This is a genomic window from Arthrobacter sp. TJ-170 (assembly GCF_058269305.1).
Map to the genome: position 1 here is coordinate 144,323 of NZ_JBZCNL010000008.1, position 14,440 is coordinate 158,762.

Below are 14,440 nucleotides of genomic sequence, written 5' to 3' on the forward strand. Positions count from 1 at the left end.
AACCTCAGGTGGAGGGCGCCCGCAGCGAAAGCAGGGCGTTCTCCACCACCTCGCTCAGCGCCGGGTGTATCCAGTACTGGCCCCGGGCCATGGTGAACGCATCCAGGCCGAAGTGCATCGCCTGGATAATCGGCTGGATGAGGTTCGAGGCTTCATGGCCCATGATGTGCGCTCCGAGGATGATGCCTGTGTCCTCCTCAGCAATGACCTTCACAATCCCGGTCGCGTCCTCCATTGCCCAGCCATACGCCGTTGATCCGTACTGCTGAACTGCAACCGCAAGGCGCGATCCGGTCTTTTCCGCCCGTTTCAGTGCGTGTTCCTCAGTGAGACCGACCGTTGCGATCTGCGGGTGGGTGAACACGGCTGCCGGGACATACCGGTGGTCGTTGGCGTGCAGGGCGTCCGGGTGGAGCAGGTTGTGGGAGACCACACGGGCCTCATGGTTCGCTACGTGCTTGAGCTGGAAAGGGCTCGAGATGTCTCCGAGCGCCCACACACCAGGAACGGGCTCGCCCCGTCGCAGCACCCGCTGGAAGGCATCAACCGCGATCCGACCGTCACCGGTCCGATCGAAACAGACGTCCGAAGCGCCCACCCGGTCGCTGTTCGGTGTACGTCCGGTCGCTACCAGTACGACGTCGGCCTCCACCGCCACTTCCGTGCCATCCGGATCGGTCAGCAGAGCCGTCACCGACCCGTCGGCATTACTGTGCACCCGACTCACCTGGTGCCTGGTCAGGACATTCCACTGCAACCGTGCACGGTCTGTGAAACGTTCGGAGAGGGTGTCGTCGAGGGAACGCAGCATGCGGCCGGACCGGACGGCGAGGGTCACCTCGGTACCGAGGGAGGAGAAGATGTGCGCGAACTCGGCAGCGATGTATCCGCCGCCGATGATGAGCATGCGCGCAGGCTGTTCGGCCAGCCTCATGACGGTGTCGGAGGTGTGGACCTGCGGGAGGTCAAGCCCCGGAATTCCCGGTACAACCGGGCGGGAGCCGGCTGATATGACTACCTGATCGGCCGTGATCACCGCGCCGGAACCGGTGACCAGAGTGCGCTCACCGGTGAAACGGACTTCCTCCTCGAAGAGGTCCACGTGGTCCAGTTCGTCCGCCCTGTACACCCGACCAGCCTCGGAGATGCTGTCGATGCGGGTGAATATTCGGTCCCGCAGGTCTGTCCAGCGTGTTGCGGTGTGCCGGAGGTCGACGCCAAGCCGGCCGGCCTCGTCGGCGGCGCGCGCAAGGTCCGCCGGGTAGACGAGCATCTTGGTGGGGATGCATCCCACGTTCAGGCAGGTTCCCCCGAAGGTTCCGCCTTCGATGACCGCTATCTTCTTGTTGTCCCACTCAGGCGTGATGATCGTGTTTCCGGAGCCGGAACCGATGATCGCCAGATCGTAGTGAACCACGAATCAGTGCAGCTGATCCACGACGAGCGCTGCGAGCTCAACCACTGCGTCCCGCGTCCGGGGCTGCAGCTTGGAGAGTTCCACGCGGGAGCCTTCGGCGAGGTGTCGGTCATACGGAATGCGCACCACGGTGCTGACACGGGACCTGAAGTGTTCCTCGATCTCCTCGACGTTCACTTCGGTGCGGTTCCCGGACGACATATTGACCACGACGATCGCCTTCTCCACCAGCTCACGCTGGCCATGCGCTTCGAGCCATGAAAGCGTCTCGGAGGCCAGTCGCGCCTCGTCAACGCTCCCACCGGAGACGAGCACGACGGCGTCGGCTTTCTCCAGGGTGCCCTTCATCACGGAGTGCACCATGCCGGTGCCGGAGTCAGTAAGGACGATGGAGTAGTACCGGCCGAGGATGTCGGTGACCGCGCGGTAATCGGCGTCGTCGAAAGCCTGGGCCACCGTCGGATCGGTATCGGAAGCGAGGACGTGCAAGCGAGAACCCTCACGGGCAACATAGCTCGACAGTTGGGCGAATGAATCCACCATGAACCGGTTTTGCACCAGCTGGCGTGCGGTGAACTCCGCTTTGCCGGGCGAACGGTCCGAGAGCGTTCCCCGGTCGGGATTCGCATCCATGGCGATGATCCGGTCCTCGCGGATCTCGGCCAACGCCATCCCGAGGAGGGTTGTCACAGTGGTCTTGCCGACCCCGCCCTTGCGGGAGAGTACCGGAACGTACCGGGTCCGCTCCCCCAACCGGACGCTCACCCGGTGCTCGAGGGCACGACGGATCCGCACTGCGTCGGAGTCGCCCAGGTTCAGGTACCCGAAGGTCGCTTTGTACAGCCAGAAACGCCATCCACCGACAGGAGCGCGGCGCTGTGAAGTCAATAGCCGGTCCGCGGTCAGCGACGACGCCGGCTCAGGGCCTTCGCCCTTGTCCCGGCGGGCGCTCCGATCAGTAACCGCCGGAGTAACCGCCTGGGGTGCCGGTGGCACCTCGTTGGCGGGCCCGCCCGAGGGCATCCACCCGGTCCCCTCCTCATCGTCGGAAATCCTGATGTCGCTGTCGGCGAGGGTGAGATCGGCAGGATCAGTGGGGTGCTGTCCCTCGAACTGCCCTTCCGTGGCGGAAGTGATTCCGATGTGCGGCAAGCGGTCCGGCACCGGAGCCTGAGGGACAGCGGGACCGGGTGTACCAGCGCTACCCGGCTCCGCGTCGTCGTCCTCGGAGCTCAATGTGTACTCCTCAGCGGCTTCCTCGGCCGCTTCCGTGTCGGCTTGTGTCTCCACTTCACCGCCGGCCGTCCCGGTTTCAGGGTGGCCCTGGTCATTCACGGTCTCGCCGGGTTCATGCGGAACAGTGCCCTGCTCCGTGGACTGTCCTGCCGGCACTTTCTCGTTGGCCATGATTCCTCACGCTCGGGTAATGCCCGCAGCAGGTGCTGCAGGTGGATTCTGCATCACCTTAGCGCAGGCTCCGCCTTGAGGGCGCAGTCAGGTTCAGGCGGGGTCAATCACCAGGAGAAGGTCTCCGCCCTGTACCTGTTCGACGGCGCCGATCGCGAGCCGCTTGACCGTGCCGCCGACGGTGGTGGTGATACCGGCTTCCATCTTCATTGCTTCGATGGTTGCCACGGTGTCACCGGCCTGAACGGTGTCCCCCTCAGCCACCCCGAGGCTCACTGCCCCGGCGAACGGGGCGGCCACATGACCGGGCTGGGTGGGATCAGCCTTCTCTGCGGCCTTGACGTCGGTGTGGATGCTGCGGTCACGCACGACGACGGGACGCATCTGCCCGTTCAGCGTGCACATCACCGTGCGCATGCCCTTCTCGTCGGCGTCGGAGACGGCTTCGAGCGTGGCGATGAGACGGACGCCCTTTTCAAGCTGGATGACGTGCTCGCCACCCTGTTGCAGGCCGTACAGGTAGTCTCGGGTGTCCAGCACCGACACGTCACCGAAGGTGTTGCGGGTGGCCTGGAAGTCCTTGGTGGGCCCGGCGAACAGGAGCCGGTTCAGCGTTGCGCGGCGGGTTGCGGAGTCCCCATCCAGCGCCTGCTGGTCCTCGGCGCTCAGATCGGCGTCGCGGACCTTGACGGTGCGGCCCTCCAGTGCTTTGGTCCGGAACGGTTCCGGCCAGCCTCCGGGCGGGTCCCCGAGTTCACCGCTGAGGAAGCCGATGACGGAGTCCGGGATGTCGTACTTCTGCGGGTTCTCCTCGAACGAGGCAGGATCCACGTTGGACCCGACAAGCTGGAGGGCGAGGTCGCCGACGACCTTCGAGGACGGCGTTACCTTCACGAGCCGGCCGAGCATCCGGTCAGCAGCCGTGTACATGTCCTCGATGGCCTCGAACCGCTCACCCAAGCCGAGGGCGATGGCCTGCTGGCGGAGGTTGGAGAGCTGGCCGCCGGGGATTTCGTGCCGGTAGACACGGCCCGTGGGGCCCGGCAGGCCGGACTCGAACGGTGCGTAGACTCGGCGCACGGCTTCCCAGTACGGCTCGAGGGAGCTGACATCCTCCAGCGACATGCCGGTGTCGCGCTCGGTGTGAGCTAGAGCAGCGACCAATGCCGAGGCGGAGGGCTGGCTGGTGGTACCGGCCAGCGAGGCGCTGGCGACGTCGACGGCGTCGACCCCTGCGTTCGAGGCCGCCAGCAGTGTCGCCAGCTGGCCGCCGGCCGTGTCGTGGGTATGCAGGTGGACCGGAAGGTCGAACCGCTCGCGCAGGGCCGTAACAAGCTTCGCTGCGGCAGCCGGGCGCAGCAGGCCCGCCATGTCCTTGATCGCAAGGATATGCGCTCCGGCGTCAACGATGCGCTGTGCCAGGTCAAGGTAGTAATCCAGGGTGTAAAGCTTTTCCTCGGGGTCCAGCATGTCCGAGGTGTAGCACAGCACCACTTCAGCCACGGCGGTTCCCGTGTCACGGACAGCGCGGATGGCCGGCTCCATCTGCGAAACATCATTGAGGGCATCGAAGATGCGGAAGATGTCAATCCCGGTGGCGGCTGCTTCCTCCACGAATGCCTTGGTGACTGCCTCGGGGTACGGTGTGTAGCCCACGGTGTTGCGGCCGCGGAGCAGCATCTGCAGACAGATATTCGGGATCTCCCGGCGCAGCGCAGCCAGACGCTCCCAAGGGTCCTCGCCCAGGAAGCGCAGTGCGACGTCGTACGTTGCCCCGCCCCAGGCTTCCACTGACAGCAGTTCCGGGGTCTTGACTGAGACCGCCCGGCCCGCCGCGACGAGGTCACGGGTGCGAACACGGGTGGCCAGCAGGGACTGGTGCGCGTCGCGGAAGGTGGTGTCGGTGACCGCCAGCGCGGTCTGGGCGCGCAGCTCGGCCGCGAAGCCCTCCGGACCGAGCTCCTGAAGCCGCTGACGCGATCCCGGCTGCAGCTCCGTCCCACTGACCTTGGGCAGCTTCTCCGCCGGATCAAGCTCAACGGTCAACTCGCCGTTGGGCTTGTTGACCGTGACGTCAGCGAGCCAGTTCAAAAGTTTGGTTCCACGGTCAGCCGGGACCCTTGCGGTCAGGAGCTCCGGCCGCTCGTCAATGAACGACGTTGCCACGTCCCCGGCAATGAACGCCGGATCATCGAGGACCGACTGCAGGAAAGAGATGTTGGTGGAGACGCCACGCACACGGAACTCCGCCAGCGCACGCCGCGCACGCCGCACAGCGGACTCATAATCCCGGCCACGGCAGGTGAGCTTGACCAGCATGGAGTCGAAGTGGGGGCTGATCTCGGCGCCCGCATACACGGTGCCGCCGTCGAGTCGAACACCCGCGCCGCCGGCGGACCGGTACGCGGTGATCTTGCCAACGTCGGGACGGAACCCATTGGCGGGGTCCTCGGTGGTGATCCTCGACTGCAGGGCAGCACCCCTGAGCCGCACGGAGTCCTGCGACAGGCCAAGGTCAGCCAGCGTCTCCCCCGCCGCGATGCGCAGCTGGGACTGGACCAGGTCGACGTCCGTGACCTCTTCCGTCACGGTGTGCTCGACCTGGATACGCGGGTTCATCTCGATGAACACATGCTGGCCTGCGCGCTCACCGACGGTGTCGACGAGAAATTCGACTGTGCCGGCATTGACGTAGTTCAGGGCCTTCGCGAACGCGACGGCGTCACGGTACAGGGCCTGCCGGATGTCCTCGTCCAGGTTCGGTGCCGGCGCGATCTCGATGACCTTCTGGTGGCGGCGCTGCAGTGAGCAGTCCCGCTCGAAGAGGTGCATGACATTGCCCTCGGCGTCGGCGAGGATCTGAACCTCGATGTGACGGGGACGCAGCACCGCCTGTTCGAGGAACATGGTCGGATCGCCGAATGCGGAGTCTGCCTCACGCATGGCCGCCTCGAGGGCTTCACGCAGGTTTTCGCGGTTGTCTACCCGGCGCATGCCCCGGCCACCGCCTCCGGCTACAGCCTTGGCGAAGATGGGGAACCCGATCTCATCCGCTGCGGCAACGAGTTCCTCAAGGTCGGAGCTCGGCTGGGAGGACTTCAGGACCGGGATGCCCGCCTTTTTCGCCGCTTCCAGTGCGCGGACCTTGTTACCGGCCAGTTCCAGCACCTCAGCCGGCGGGCCCACGAAGGTAATGCCGGCGTCGGCGGCTGCGCGTGCCAGATTCGGGTTCTCGGACAGGAAACCGTAGCCGGGATAGATGGCATCACAGCCCGCTTCCTTGGCTACCCGGACGATCTCGTCCACATCAAGGTACGCACGGACCGGGTGGCCTTCCTCCCCAATGAGGTAGGCCTCGTCCGCTTTCTGCCGGTGAATCGAATTGCGGTCCTCATGAGGAAATACCGCGACGGTCTTGGCACCGGTTTCATAACCCGCCCTCATCGCACGAATGGCGATCTCGCCTCGGTTAGCTACCAAAATCTTCGAGAACATTGCTCTCCTGCGTCCTGCGGGTCGATGGAACGACGACTTAGCGTGCCCAGCCTACATTTGGTCTTTCTGGTCACAGAAATTTGTGGTCATATGCCGGTAATTCTTCGACTTGGCGCCCGTCCGCCGAGCCGTGTCCGTGCGGTCTATGGGTCCACCTATGATGAATAGGTGTGCGGGGACGAACGATCCTGCGATCTGTAGCATCTCAAACGTTAGGTATTGGTTCAACAAGTGCAAGTAGTGAGCATCAGCAGCCTCAAAGGTGGGGTCGGCAAGACCTCGGTCACCCTGGGACTGGCATCCGCGGCATTGTCCGCAGGGATTCCCACACTTGTTGTCGACCTTGATCCGCACGCGGACGCCACCACCGGTCTTGGGGTTCAGGCAAACGAGCAGACTGATATCGGCCGCCTGCTGAAAAATGCCCGTCGGGGGGACCTCGCCGCCAACGTTGTGCCGAGCGGCTGGGTCAATAACGCTCTCAAGCGCAGCTCGAACACTGTGACGCCCGTGCTCGACGTGGCGATGGGTTCCGCCTACTCGGGCATCTATGACCGGCCCGACCTCGGCAAGCGGGATCTGCGGCGGCTCTCCATGCTGCTGGGTCGCGTTGAGGGGTACCGTCTTGTGCTGATTGACTGCCCCCCATCCCTGAACGGGCTCACCCGCATGGCCTGGACTGCAAGCAACAGGGTCATGCTCGTTGCCGAACCCGGCCTGTTCTCCGTGGCCGGCACAGAGCGCACCATGCGTGCCATTGAACTTTTCAAGAACGAGTTCGCACCGAATCTCGCGCCTGCCGGAATCGTGGCGAACCGGGTACGCACCGGTTCAAACGAGCACACCTTCCGACTGAGCGAAATGAAGCAGATGTTCGGTGATCTGTTGCTCAGCCCCACCATCACGGAGCAGGCCAACTGGCAGCAGATCCAGGGTGCAGCGCATGCAGTGCACCACTGGCCCGGTGAATCAGCGAAGCAGGCAGCGGGGTACTTTGACGACCTGCTGCGCGCCCTGCTGGACTCCGGGCGCATGCGCAACCGCGTCGCCCGCCGCTAACGCCGCTGCGCGCCCACCGGACGCAAAAATGCCCCGCACTTGGCGGGGCACAATGATGGTACCGGGGTCAGCTGATCTTGCGGGCTGCCCGTCGCTTGCTCAGTTCGTCGTCGGGAAAGTCCTGATCGGCTGCGTGCTCACTCGGCAACGCTGCAAGACTTCCTTCGACCTCCCGCCATACGCGCCCGACGGCGATACCGAAGACTCCCTGCCCGCCCTGGACAAGGTCGATCACTTCATCAGCGGAGGTGCACTCGTAGACGCTGGCGCCATCGCTCATCAGGGTGATCTGCGCGAGATCCTCGACTCCGCGTTCTCGTAGGTGTTCCACCGCGCTGCGGATCTGCTGAAGGGAAACCCCGGTGTCGAGCAGCCGCTTGACGACCTTGAGCACCAGGATGTCCCGGAATCCGTAGAGCCGCTGGGAGCCGGACCCGGAGGCGCCGCGAACTGCGGGTTCGACCAGGCCGGTGCGTGCCCAGTAGTCGAGCTGACGATAGGTGATACCCGCTGCTTTGCAGGCGGTAGGTCCGCGGTAGCCCGCGTCTTCATCAAGCACAGGAAGGTCTTCGGTGAAGAGCAGGCCCTGCGCGCTGGCGGGTATCGATGCACCCGTAGCGGCCGCGTTGGAACCCGTACCGGCGTCGCCTTTCGGACTCACGTGTTGCCTCCTCGTTCTGGTTCCCGGGGGGAAGTGGCACAAGCCGAGGTCCACAGGGGGATTAAATGAATGTCTGCCCTGAGTTTACAGCTAGTGCAATGGGAACTGTATGCTTCGACGTTAGATCCCCGGATACCCGAGGTCAAAGATGCCGCACATAACGATCAGGGCGTGTCGTCAGTGGCTACTTCTCAAAGTCTTCAGGCTCGACGTCGGCCAGGAACTCGCGGAACTGTTTCAACTCACGCTCGGCGTTGGCCTGGCCTTCCGCGGAGGAGGTGTCGCTGTCTTCGTCATCCGCCTCTGCGATCTCCACGCCCGTGTCCTCCATGACCTGCGGTGCGCAATAGATCGGACACGGTACGCGGAGAGCGATAGCGATGGCGTCAGATGCCCGGGAGTTGACGGTTGTGCCGTCCTCAAACACAACCTCGGCGTGGAACACGGTGTCCTCCACCCGGACAATCCGAACCTCGGTCACTGTGTGGTTGAGGGCCGCGACGATACTCACGAGGAGATCATGGGTCATGGGACGCGGCGGCACAATCCCTTGCTGGACGAACGCTATTGCGCTGGCTTCCGGTGCGCCGATCCAGATGGGAATGTGGCGGGTGCCCGCCGCCTCCTTGAGAAGGACAAGGGGCTGATTGGACGGTAGCTCGATACGAACACCTACTACATCCATCTCGATCATGTCTGCCTCCTAGTTTTCCATCCGTGCAATCTGCCCCTGGACGAGGGCGCTGTGGAGGTTGAGGCAGAGCTCGCTGATCTCGCGTGCGGTTTCTGCCGCCCGGGCCTTGGAGGCGACGTCTCGCCGGGAGGCCACCGGCGCAACCACGCTCTCAACAAGACCGAGTTCACGATCTGCCGCGGCACGGAAGGGGCGCAGGTGACGAGGCTCGATCCCGTGCGCTTCGAGCTGTACGCAAGAGCGGGTGATCTTCAGGGCGTGCTCGTCGAAGCGTCCGTCAACCTCCGCAATGAGGCCGAAAGCAATGAGGTCGCGGATCAGTTCGGGACGGGCGCCGGCTTCGGCCGCGAGTGTCTCCCGGGTGAGCCTGCGGGCGTGGGATCCGAGTTCACGTGCAAGCTGGTCCGAGACCATACGCGGAGCAAGGGTGAGGCCACCGGGCAGGTTCTCCGGCCGCTCTCCCCGATCGATCGCGTCAAGATAATCCTTGATGACTTTCAGCGGCAGGTACTGATCACGCTGGAGGGCCAGAACAAACCGCAAGCGTTCGACGTCGACCGGGGTGTATTTCCGGTAGCCCGCCCTGGTGCGTTGCGGGGTAATGAGCCCTTTTTCTTCAAGGAACCGGATCTTCGAGGCGCTGATCTGCGGGAAGTCCCCGGCCAGTTCGGTGAGGACCTCCCCGATATTCAGGACGTTCCCGCTGACACGCTCCGGGGCTATACCCACGGGTCGCCGGGACGGCTGGGAGGAGGGCATGCAGGTCCCTAGACCTGACCCTGAGACTGCGGCACGCTCCCGGCGGCGTAGAAAGTGAGGCGGAACTTACCGATCTGTACCTCATGACCATTGCGCAGAACAACGCTGTCAACGCGATCATTATTCACGTACGTACCGTTGAGGCTCCGGGAATCGACAACGCGGAAGCCCTCAGGTCCGCGACGGAACTCTGCATGCTTGCGGGACACCGTCACATCATCGAGGAAAATATCGGCGTTCGGGTGGCGCCCGGCGGTAGTGACGTCTTCATCCAGGAGGAAACGCGCACCGGCGTTTGGGCCTGTGTGGGCGATGAGCAGTGCCGACCCGGCGGGAAGAGCTGCTACCGCGGCTCGTTCCTCATTGGTCAGACGCGGCTCAACGGTTGGCGCGGCCGACTGGGGCGGCAAGCCGATGGTGGTTGTCTCAGGCGAAGGCATATGCGATCCCGAAGCGTCCTGTCCGGCTGCGTTGTTCTCGCCTACCATTTGAAAAATCCTTCCCCAAAACACGTGGCCAACCGGTTTCCCGGCTGGCCACAAACTATTAGCCTCAGCCGGTGACTCTAGCCTACCTGCTGCGAGTATTCCGACGAACTGAGAAGCTCCTCAACCACCGAGCTGTCCTCAACCTTGATTTCCAGTAGCCAGCCATCGCCGTACGGATCTGAGTTGATCAGGGCAGGGTCGCCGTCGAGCGCTTCGTTACGGTTGGTGACCTCACCGCTGACCGGAGCATAAATATCGCTGACGCTCTTGGTGGATTCAACTTCGCCGATCACGTCGGAAGCGCCCACTTTGGAGCCGCCCTCGGGCATCTGGACATAAACAACGTCGCCAAGGGCGTCCTGAGCGAAGTCGGTGATACCGACACGGACAACTCCGTTGTTGTCGGGTGCGGTGACCCATTCGTGTTCGGCAGTGTAGTAAAGGTCTTCGGGAATGTTGCTCATTGTCGGCCTTTCGTGGGCACCGGACGGATTTGATTCTTGGAAAGCGATGAACAAGCGGCGGCCCCTTCTCTCTCGATCGGGGGCCTCACGATCGAGTATATGCACAGTGTCCGTGCGGTGCGTCACCCTTCTCGCCCGGCCGGTTACCTGTCCACAGGACCCCTCATACGCGTGGCGTCCATGGCAATTCAAGTACTCATAAGACAGGATCGACCTATGACTGACCTGCCCTTTCCGATTCAGCCCATGCTCGCCAAGGCCGTGGACGCAGTGCCGGACGCAGACAGTGTTCCGGGCGGCCTGATCTATGAGCCCAAGTGGGACGGCTTCAGGGCCGTCGTCCATATTGAAGACGGCAAGTGCGAGATTGGGAGCCGTGGGTCGAAGACGCTAACCCGCTACTTCCCGGAGCTTGTCGAGGCGCTGCTTGAGAACCTTCCGGAACGGTGTGTCATCGACGGCGAGATTGTGGTCCGCCGCGGAGAACCGGGTGCTGAGCGCCTCGATTGGGACGCGCTATCGCAGCGGATCCACCCAGCCGACAGCAGGGTGCGCCTGCTCGCGAAGGAGACACCGGCGTCGTTCATCGCTTTTGACTTACTTGGGATCGACGACCACAACCTCCTCGACGTGCCCTTCGCGGAGCGGCGGAAGGCATTGGAGGGGATCGGTGAAACTTTCTCGGAACCGGTGCATCTCTCGCAGGTGACGGACGACGACGAACTCGCCCGACGCTGGCTGGTTGAATTCGAGGGGGCCGGCCTGGACGGCGTGGTGGCCAAGCCGCTGACCGCAGCGTACGAGCCGAACAAGCGGCGCATGCTCAAGGTAAAGCACCACCGCAGCGCCGACGCCGTGGTACTCGGTTACCGGGTACACAAGAGCGGCCAGGGTGTGGGTTCACTTCTTCTTGGCCTCTACGATGACGCCGGTGAATTGCGGAACGTCGGCGGTGCGTCCGCGTTCTCGGACAAGCGGCGGCTGGAACTGATCGATGAGCTGGAACCTGATGTGATGCGCGACGAGGACGGGGAGATCATTCGCGGCGAAACGGATCGAAGCCGTTTCGCTTCGGCCAAAGACGTATCCTATGTCCGGCTGCACCCCCGGCGGGTGGTCGAAGTGCGTTATGACCAGATGGAGGGCGACCGGTTCCGGCACACTGCGCAGTTTGAGCGGTGGCGGCCGGACAGGGAGGCGCGCTCCTGCACGTTCGAGCAGTTGGAGATTCCTGCGGCCTACGATCTCAGCAAGGTGCTGGCTTAAGGTTCATTACCCGTCTTGTGGATAACCTCCGGGCTGGTAACTGACTCTGGTTAGGATGGTTGGCAGTTCACACGGAATCACATCGTCGGGGAAATCTATGTCTCAGTCTCGCGTGGCTTGCACCCTAGTTGGTGCAGCCCTCTCTGTTCTTGTTCTTGCCGGGTGCCAGGGCGGCGGCCCCGGCGCGGCACAGACGCCGTCGGAGTCTCCATCGGTATCGGACTCCGCCTCTGCGTCGCCTACGCCTACGCCGACGCCGACGCCGTCCCCCGCTTCCGCGGCCGGACCAGCGGTGAACATCCCCGTCCCGGAGAAGCCCGCGCTGGCGGATGAGAACACCGTAGAGGGGCTGGAGGCGTTCACGGAGTGGTGGTTTGAGCTGCTGAACTACGCGCAAGCAATGAACGACTTCGAACCCATGTGGGCGGTGACTGACGCCGGATGCAATAACTGCGAGAACATCGCTGGCACAACGAATGACTCCTTTGTGAATGGCGGTTGGCAGAGCGGTGGAGAGATTAACCTTGAGAGTTTCGAAACAAAGTTCCGCCAAACTTCCTCTGGCTCTATCGATTCTTACGTGACGCTTGTGCAGGAGAAGCTAGCGGTTTTCAATGCGAACGGAGAACTGGACGAGGAACTGGCTGCAGTGTCCGAACCGACGCTGCGGAAACTGATCGCCGTATATGACGAGAATCAGTGGACGATGCTCGATTTTGGGACTGTGGAAGTTGCGCCATAACTATGGTGATCTACTCCATACCAAGATCCGTTCCGATTACCTTGGTCCTGGTCGGCGCTATGCTTTGCACCTTTCAAGCGGATGGCGCCGCGGCGGACAACACGAAGGGCGTGCTCGGTGGCAGTGGCGAAGCCGCAGTGAATAACACCAAAGAGACAGTCGCCGACGCATCCACGGGCACTCCGCCGAATGCTCGTGAGCTGGATGTGGCCGCCCCTGTTTCAAGTTCCGCGGTGTCTTACACCTACGAACGCGTTTGCCTGCAAGGAGTGGGGAGCTTCCTGAATCCTGCGGACTGCGTTCGTATCAACGCCGCCTGCGACGCTGAGCCAGACGGCGAGATGGTGGAGTGGATCGCTATCGACAGTTCCACCACGCCGCCGACTGAGACACCAACTGGTGACACATCCTGCCTCTACCCTGGCTCGCCCGCGCCGGAACCCCCGAACGGCGGCGAAGCAGCGGAGCCCGCGGTTGTCATCACGCTGGAGGACTTCCAAAGTCAGCCGATCGTCGCCGCGACCGTAGTGTCGGAGCCGAACAACTTCGGCCTCCTAGGCGGGCACAACAACTTCTGGGCGGACGTCGCCGAGCAGGAGTTCACCTTCGAAACCCTCGGGGACGAGGTACGCATCCGGGCCTGGCCAGTGGCGTACGACTGGAACTACGGCGACGGCACCACCAGGACCACACAGACCGCAGGAAACGCCGTCCCTGAGGGTGACTGGCTTCTGGTGGAGACTCCTACCAGCCACGTCTACGCTGCGACCGGCGACTACAACGTAGTCCTCACCACGCGCTTTAACGGAGACTACTCCGTCAACAGCGGGCCTTGGATACCTATCGCCGGACAAGCCGCGGTCCAGTCAGAGCCGCATCTCATTAGCATCTGGCGTTCCGACAACCGGCTCGTGGACGGCACCTGCACCGATAACCCGAATGCTTGGGGCTGCAGGTAAACCCTACTTATCCTTTTTCGCCCGGCTCGGCTGAACCCTCGGCGGCTCGCCCGGCATCTTCGGATAGTCGGGCGGGAACGGTAGTTCCCCGAGACCGGAATCCAGATCGCGCTGCCACCAGTCAAGCAACGTATCGATAGTCCCGGGCTTCTCGTGGAAGTTGGCCCAAGGATCGCCCACGGTGCGGAGCCGCTCCGGCACAGTCAGGATCGTGAAGTCCTTCGGCTGGACCTTCTCAAGCTCTTCCCACATGATCGGACATGAAACCGGCGCATGAGCCAACGCCCGGGGACTGTAGGCACCCGCAATCGTTCGATCCCGATTCGCCTGGTTGAAGTCAACAAACACCCGCTCCCCGCGTTCCTCCTTCCACCAGGAGGTAGTCACCTTGTCGGGCATGCGGCGCTCAAGCTCCCGCGCAGCAGCAATCACGGCATGCCGCACATCGAGGAACTCGCGCACCGGCTCAATCGGTGCATACACATGGATGCCGCGGTTGCCCGAAGTCTTCAGGAAGGCATTAAGTCCAGCTTCCTCAAGCACCTTCCGCAACTCGATCGCAGCGGGTATGGCGTCGTCGAAATCGGTGCCGGGCTGAGGGTCGAGGTCTATCCGCAGCTGGTCCGGGTTGTCCGAATTATCCGCACGTGATGGCCAGGGGTGGAAAACCACCGTGTTCATCTGGGCCGCCCACACTGCTGCAGCCGGCTCGTCGATCACCAACTGCGGATGGGACCGCGCGCTCGGATACTCGACCTTCACGGAGCGAATGTACTCCGGGGCACCCTTCGGGGGATTCTTGGAGAAGAACTGGTCTCCGTCGATGTTGTCACCAAAGCGCTGCAGTGCAAGCGGCCTGTCACCGTTCGCTGCGATGAAGGCATCGCCCACGTCGATCAGGTACTTCGCCAGATCCAGCTTGGTCAGTCCGAGCGCAGGCCACATGACGCGGCTCGGACTCGATATACGAACTTCCCGGGTGCCGTGCGGCCCATCAACGGATAGAACTGTCGCCTCCGATGCCATGGG

At 63.2% G+C, this 14,440-nt stretch carries 13 protein-coding genes; 4 read left to right on the top strand and 9 right to left on the bottom strand.

All coding sequences use genetic code 11. From position 1 onward, the window contains the following. Window positions 1-4 precede the first annotated feature (4 nt). From AC4D1W_RS14735 to AC4D1W_RS14745, 3 genes are all read right to left on the bottom strand, one after another. A complete protein-coding gene (locus AC4D1W_RS14735) occupies window positions 5-1,417 on the bottom strand; it encodes a mycothione reductase (RefSeq protein WP_490899213.1) in 1,413 nt (470 codons plus the stop codon). Window positions 1,418-1,420: 3 nt separating this feature from the next. After that, on the bottom strand, window positions 1,421-2,824 hold the full coding sequence (locus AC4D1W_RS14740; RefSeq protein ID WP_490899214.1) for a MinD/ParA family ATP-binding protein: 1,404 nt from the start codon (window positions 2,822-2,824) through the stop codon (window positions 1,421-1,423). A gap of 93 nt (window positions 2,825-2,917) precedes the next feature. Further along, entirely contained in the window at window positions 2,918-6,319 is a 3,402-nt protein-coding gene (locus tag AC4D1W_RS14745; protein WP_490899215.1) for a pyruvate carboxylase, read from the bottom strand. 231 nt (window positions 6,320-6,550) lie between these two features. On the opposite strand from AC4D1W_RS14745, the gene AC4D1W_RS14750 reads away from it, so the two are divergent. Beyond that, a complete protein-coding gene (locus AC4D1W_RS14750) occupies window positions 6,551-7,378 on the top strand; it encodes a ParA family protein (protein ID WP_490899216.1) in 828 nt (275 codons plus the stop codon). 67 nt (window positions 7,379-7,445) lie between these two features. Here the strand turns inward: AC4D1W_RS14750 and AC4D1W_RS14755 are convergent, their stop codons facing one another. The 5 genes from AC4D1W_RS14755 to gcvH form a co-directional block, all read right to left on the bottom strand. Further along, the gene (locus tag AC4D1W_RS14755; protein ID WP_400587543.1) at window positions 7,446-8,039 is read right to left on the bottom strand and encodes a MerR family transcriptional regulator; all 594 of its coding nucleotides are present in this window, start codon (window positions 8,037-8,039) and stop codon (window positions 7,446-7,448) included. Between the two features lie 184 nt (window positions 8,040-8,223). After that, window positions 8,224-8,733, bottom strand: coding sequence for a bifunctional nuclease family protein (locus tag AC4D1W_RS14760; RefSeq protein WP_490899217.1), 510 nt, complete (start codon window positions 8,731-8,733; stop codon window positions 8,224-8,226). Between the two features lie 9 nt (window positions 8,734-8,742). Next, complete coding sequence (gene ftsR / locus AC4D1W_RS14765) at window positions 8,743-9,492, bottom strand: transcriptional regulator FtsR (RefSeq protein ID WP_490892441.1); 750 nt, start codon at window positions 9,490-9,492, stop codon at window positions 8,743-8,745. A gap of 8 nt (window positions 9,493-9,500) precedes the next feature. Then, window positions 9,501-9,980 carry an FHA domain-containing protein gene (locus tag AC4D1W_RS14770; RefSeq protein ID WP_490892442.1) on the bottom strand — a complete coding sequence of 160 codons (480 nt, stop codon included), beginning with the start codon at window positions 9,978-9,980 and terminating at the stop codon, window positions 9,501-9,503. 77 nt (window positions 9,981-10,057) lie between these two features. Further along, the gene (gcvH, locus tag AC4D1W_RS14775; protein ID WP_490892443.1) at window positions 10,058-10,444 is read right to left on the bottom strand and encodes a glycine cleavage system protein GcvH; all 387 of its coding nucleotides are present in this window, start codon (window positions 10,442-10,444) and stop codon (window positions 10,058-10,060) included. A gap of 216 nt (window positions 10,445-10,660) precedes the next feature. Here gcvH and AC4D1W_RS14780 point away from each other — a divergent pair, with 216 nt between their 5' ends. From AC4D1W_RS14780 to AC4D1W_RS14790, 3 genes are all read left to right on the top strand, one after another. Beyond that, complete coding sequence (locus AC4D1W_RS14780; protein ID WP_490899218.1) at window positions 10,661-11,710, top strand: ATP-dependent DNA ligase; 1,050 nt, start codon at window positions 10,661-10,663, stop codon at window positions 11,708-11,710. Between the two features lie 97 nt (window positions 11,711-11,807). Beyond that, entirely contained in the window at window positions 11,808-12,452 is a 645-nt protein-coding gene (locus AC4D1W_RS14785) for a DUF6318 family protein (RefSeq protein WP_490899219.1), read from the top strand. Window positions 12,453-12,589: 137 nt separating this feature from the next. Next, window positions 12,590-13,411, top strand: a complete 822-nt coding sequence (locus tag AC4D1W_RS14790) for a PKD domain-containing protein (protein WP_490899220.1) — start codon at window positions 12,590-12,592, stop codon at window positions 13,409-13,411. A gap of 3 nt (window positions 13,412-13,414) precedes the next feature. On the opposite strand, the gene ligD is transcribed toward AC4D1W_RS14790, so the two are convergent. Further along, window positions 13,415-14,437 (bottom strand): non-homologous end-joining DNA ligase, encoded by a 1,023-nt coding sequence (gene ligD / locus AC4D1W_RS14795; protein WP_490899221.1) that lies wholly within the window; start codon window positions 14,435-14,437, stop codon window positions 13,415-13,417. Window positions 14,438-14,440: the final 3 nt, after the last annotated feature.

Bases quoted from the DNA above. Each gene is read 5' to 3' on its own strand.
- AC4D1W_RS14740 (WP_490899214.1), bottom strand. From the start codon at position 2,824: ATGGCCAACGAGAAAGTGCCGGCAGGACAGTCCACGGAGCAGGGCACT.
- AC4D1W_RS14745 (WP_490899215.1), bottom strand. From the start codon at position 6,319: ATGTTCTCGAAGATTTTGGTAGCTAACCGAGGCGAGATCGCCATTCGT.
- AC4D1W_RS14760 (WP_490899217.1), bottom strand. From the start codon at position 8,733: ATGATCGAGATGGATGTAGTAGGTGTTCGTATCGAGCTACCGTCCAAT.
- ftsR (WP_490892441.1), bottom strand. From the start codon at position 9,492: ATGCCCTCCTCCCAGCCGTCCCGGCGACCCGTGGGTATAGCCCCGGAG.
- AC4D1W_RS14770 (WP_490892442.1), bottom strand. From the start codon at position 9,980: ATGGTAGGCGAGAACAACGCAGCCGGACAGGACGCTTCGGGATCGCAT.
- gcvH (WP_490892443.1), bottom strand. From the start codon at position 10,444: ATGAGCAACATTCCCGAAGACCTTTACTACACTGCCGAACACGAATGG.
- AC4D1W_RS14780 (WP_490899218.1), top strand. From the start codon at position 10,661: ATGACTGACCTGCCCTTTCCGATTCAGCCCATGCTCGCCAAGGCCGTG.
- AC4D1W_RS14785 (WP_490899219.1), top strand. From the start codon at position 11,808: ATGTCTCAGTCTCGCGTGGCTTGCACCCTAGTTGGTGCAGCCCTCTCT.
- ligD (WP_490899221.1), bottom strand. From the start codon at position 14,437: ATGGCATCGGAGGCGACAGTTCTATCCGTTGATGGGCCGCACGGCACC.